This window comes from Flavobacterium sp. HJJ (genome assembly GCF_015351475.1).
In the GTDB taxonomy this organism is placed as follows: Bacteria; Bacteroidota; Bacteroidia; order Flavobacteriales; family Flavobacteriaceae; genus Flavobacterium; species Flavobacterium marginilacus.
Window position 1 is genome coordinate 1 of record NZ_JADKPR010000052.1, and the last position, 3,686, is coordinate 3,686.

A 3,686-nucleotide genomic window follows, 5' to 3' on the forward strand; every position below is an offset into this window, starting at 1 on the left:
TCTTTACACCTTTTGGGCTCTCCATAATTTACTTTAAGATTAGGCTAAGTAAACTTTCCTAATCGAATTTCTTGGAGATTTGCGTTCAGTCCTTCCTTGTTTGTGAGTCCTGTGCGGTATCTATTCGCAACTCGTTGCCCCAAGTACTATGACCTCTGCTGACTTCTCTTTCTAATGTTCTCGACATTTAAGAGACCTCCCCTGGTAAGAGCTTTCTCCTTCATCCAATTCCTGAGCCATCTACAAATCAACGATTTTGGTAATCTTCGGACGTCGCGTTGGTGTGGACGCTTATCCTCGCTGACTTGCCTCCTATGACTTTTCTGTTCGTCAGTACCAGATTTTGCCGTTTCGCTTCCTTCACTGCATACCTCACGGTAAACCAGCTTGCGACGTACTAATGGTTCGGGTTTTCAATCCGTCCATAAGGGACTTGCACCCTCTGGAAAAATAACACGCTGTAAGATTTGTTTTCTAATTGGAAATTTGTATTTTTCAATTTTTATCAAAGCTTACAGCGTGTGTCCTGCTCATGCAGGGCACACACACTTGCTACAAGAGATTTGGACATTTGGCTTAATTTAAAAATGGTCTTGTATTTGGGAAGTTTAGGCAAATCCGAAAATAAGGCTTAATTTAACCCCAAACCTCTTGTAGCAAGGGGACGTTGGCAGAAATTTTCCAAAAAACCGAACAAACATTTAACAATTTAAAACAATAAAAAATGAAATTATTATTATCAATTACATTACTTCTGAAAAGATTTGGTATTATTTTACGAGGACTTGGTATTGCTCTTTGTTGTGGTCTTCTTTTTTTTGAGGCGATACCTGATTTAATTTTTAATCTTAATGTAGGAAAAACCAAAAGTTATACTGAAAATCAAATTATAGAATCCAAAAAAGAAGACCTACCACTTTATTTAAGAATTTCAGATGTAGAACCAGTTGGCGAAATGTATGTTGAAGAAATGTATCAGAAGAAAAATGAAGAACCTACACTTTCAGCTATTATTTACCCAGTTTATAATTTAAAAAAAGGTTTTAACAATATTAATGACTTAAAAAACACACCTTGTAACATTGTAGTAAAAGACCCAGATGTAAGTGAGACTACTTTAAAAACTTATTTCAACGAAAAGAAAATAATTGAGGGTAAATTTGACCAATCTTTGATTGACCAAGAAACAAAAAAAATATTAATTGATGGCGGTTACAAAATTTCCGACAATTGTATTCTATTAGTAAAAGGGGCTAAATTTTGGAGTTCTTCAACTTGTATTTTGGTTATTTTAGGGAGTGGTTTATTAGGGATATTAATTTTGTTAAGTTTATTACCCTCTTCAACTTTACATAAATTATTCAAACAAGAAGAAAGATTTGTAAGAGTAAAATAATTATTATGATATTTTATCAAGGGAAAGGCTATTTAGTTTATTTGATTCCAATTTGCGTTTTTCTTTTATGTGCTTTTACATTAGGAAAAACTAATTGGTGGTTTTATGGTTGTTTAATGACAGCATTATTAGAGTTAATCTTTGCTTATATTTCATATAAAGAACATAAAGGCAACCCATATAAATATTTAGATAAACAAACTGGAGAAGAAATTTATGTAGAACACAAAAACACAGTTTATTGGATTAAAGCTGAATATTGGGGAATATTTATTGCAATTATTTTACTATTAAGTGGAATATTAACCTAAAAAACTTCTGCTAACCGTCGTTTGGCAATATGGCGGGATTTGGCTTAATTTAAAGATGATTTTGTACTTGGAAAATTAGTCATTAACCGAAAGATTTTGCTTCCTTAATCCGCCACATAGCCAAGCGACCAAACGTTAGTTAGAATTGTCCAGCAGAATTTGAAAATTTGAGAAGTATAACAAAACATAAAAGCAAGTATGTCACAAACAGGAGCAATTTATAAAGTTACAAACAACGAACTAAAAAAACAGATAGCTGAAAAATTTTCAAATATATCAGATTTGAAAGAAGAAGCAGATTTGAGTTATTTTGCAATTGATTTTTTAGAAATATTAGCAACTTACTCAGCTTTAGATAAAAATTTAATTGGTAAAATATTACAAGGAAATAATTCCTTCGTTCCAGATGATAGTTTTATAGGATTTTCAAACTCTGCCGAAGTTCAAATAAATAAAATAGATATTCTTGACAAAATATCTATTGAAAACTTTGATAATTATTTAGAAAGGGCTGAAAAAGACAATAAATCACAAAAACGAGATAAAGAATATCTTCAAAAATATTTTCAAAATATTAAAAGAGCATATGAAATTGCGACTATGGAAAGTAATGCATTAATTTTTAGAATTGGATAAAAACAACTACAGCTAACCGCTAGTAAGCAATTAAAACACATCAATGAAAAAATTAGTTTTCCTTTTTTTTATTTTAAAATTGAATTTTGGGTATTCTCAAATGAAACCTGCCACAATTTTTTTCGATGATAATACTTCAATACTAGGTTTGGGAGAAATAAAAAAAGATAAAATATATTTCAAAGTTGACGAGAAAGATGAAGCAAGTGAATGGAATTATGATATGGCAACGTCATTAGTGTTTTCAGGCTATGGTTTCTCAGAAAAATATGAATATGTAAAAATTGGTAAAAATGCAACACCGCAATTAATCCAAGTTGCCGATGAAGGAAATATAACTTTATATAAACAAATAAAAGTTACAAATTCTATACTTGATGTGATGCAGAACGGTTATTATCTAAATAATGGGCAACGTATGGGAGGTAACAATTTATTGGAATCGGAAGTTAAATATATCTACTATGTCAAGAAAAAGGGAGATGATTTTGCAATGTTGTTTCCTTCTCACTCAAAAGAGAAAATGCTAGCTTACTTTTCTGATTGTCCGGCATTGAAAAAGAAAATTGAGCAAAAGGTTTTTACGAAAAAGAATATTGAGGAAATGATTGAATATTATAATAACTATTGTAACGATGAACAATAGCTTAATTTTGCCAGCCACTAACAGCGGTTTCAAGAAATGGCGAAAAATGTGGTAAACTCACGTTTTTCTTTCGCAAGAAATATTATCTCAGTGGAAAATTAAGCGGTTACGAAGTTCGCAACCACCAAGATGGCGGATATATCTCTAAGTATGATTGCAAATCCGCCTTTACTTTGTCATTTCCGAGGCATCAAGTTTGTATCCCACTTCAACAACTGTTCGTCTCCCACAAAAAAACAGTAAAAAACCCCAAATTTTACGTTAAAGACCCCATGAATGGGGTTCGAGACGTCAAATTTGGGGTTATACAACGCCATGCATGGGGTTAGAAATGCCATAAATGGGGTTTCGGACGCCAAATTTGGGGTTATACAACCCCAAAAAAGGGGTTCCCAACGCCATGCATGGGGTTATTTGGGATAAATGACATCGGGCAAAAAAAATACCCTTTCGGAAGCGAGTTCCAAAAGGGCATTAGAATAAAAAAGATCTTTTTTAAGAAGCAGTAGATGTATCTGCCGTTTTTGTGGCAGAAGCAGTAGTACCCGTTCTGTTAAAAAACTGTGCTATTTCATTTATCTTATTCTCAAAACCGGGAGCTTTGGTTGAGGCTTTATATTTGCTGTAGTCATAATCGGTAAGCGCAGCCTGATAGTTGTCAAAATCATGCAAAATCTTATTGTTACTAAGTCCGTCA

At 32.7% G+C, this 3,686-nt stretch carries 4 protein-coding genes and 1 pseudogene; 4 read left to right on the plus strand and 1 reads right to left on the minus strand.

Annotation, left to right across the window (positions count from 1 at the left end; all coding sequences use genetic code 11):
- The first annotated feature begins 724 nt into the window (after positions 1 to 724).
- From IRZ80_RS20585 to IRZ80_RS20600, 4 genes are all read left to right on the plus strand, one after another.
- A complete protein-coding gene (locus IRZ80_RS20585) occupies positions 725 to 1,396 on the plus strand; it encodes a hypothetical protein (RefSeq protein WP_194644213.1) in 672 nt (223 codons plus the stop codon).
- 5 nt (positions 1,397 to 1,401) lie between these two features.
- Positions 1,402 to 1,707: a hypothetical protein gene (locus tag IRZ80_RS20590; RefSeq protein ID WP_194644216.1), complete on the plus strand. Its 306-nt coding sequence runs from the start codon at positions 1,402 to 1,404 to the stop codon at positions 1,705 to 1,707.
- Between the two features lie 198 nt (positions 1,708 to 1,905).
- Positions 1,906 to 2,343: a hypothetical protein gene (locus tag IRZ80_RS20595; RefSeq protein ID WP_194644218.1), complete on the plus strand. Its 438-nt coding sequence runs from the start codon at positions 1,906 to 1,908 to the stop codon at positions 2,341 to 2,343.
- Positions 2,344 to 2,386: 43 nt separating this feature from the next.
- A complete protein-coding gene (locus tag IRZ80_RS20600; RefSeq protein WP_194644220.1) occupies positions 2,387 to 2,989 on the plus strand; it encodes a hypothetical protein in 603 nt (200 codons plus the stop codon).
- A gap of 495 nt (positions 2,990 to 3,484) precedes the next feature.
- Here the strand turns inward: IRZ80_RS20600 and IRZ80_RS20605 are convergent.
- Positions 3,485 to 3,686, minus strand: a pseudogene (locus tag IRZ80_RS20605) (hypothetical protein); the annotation flags it as partial.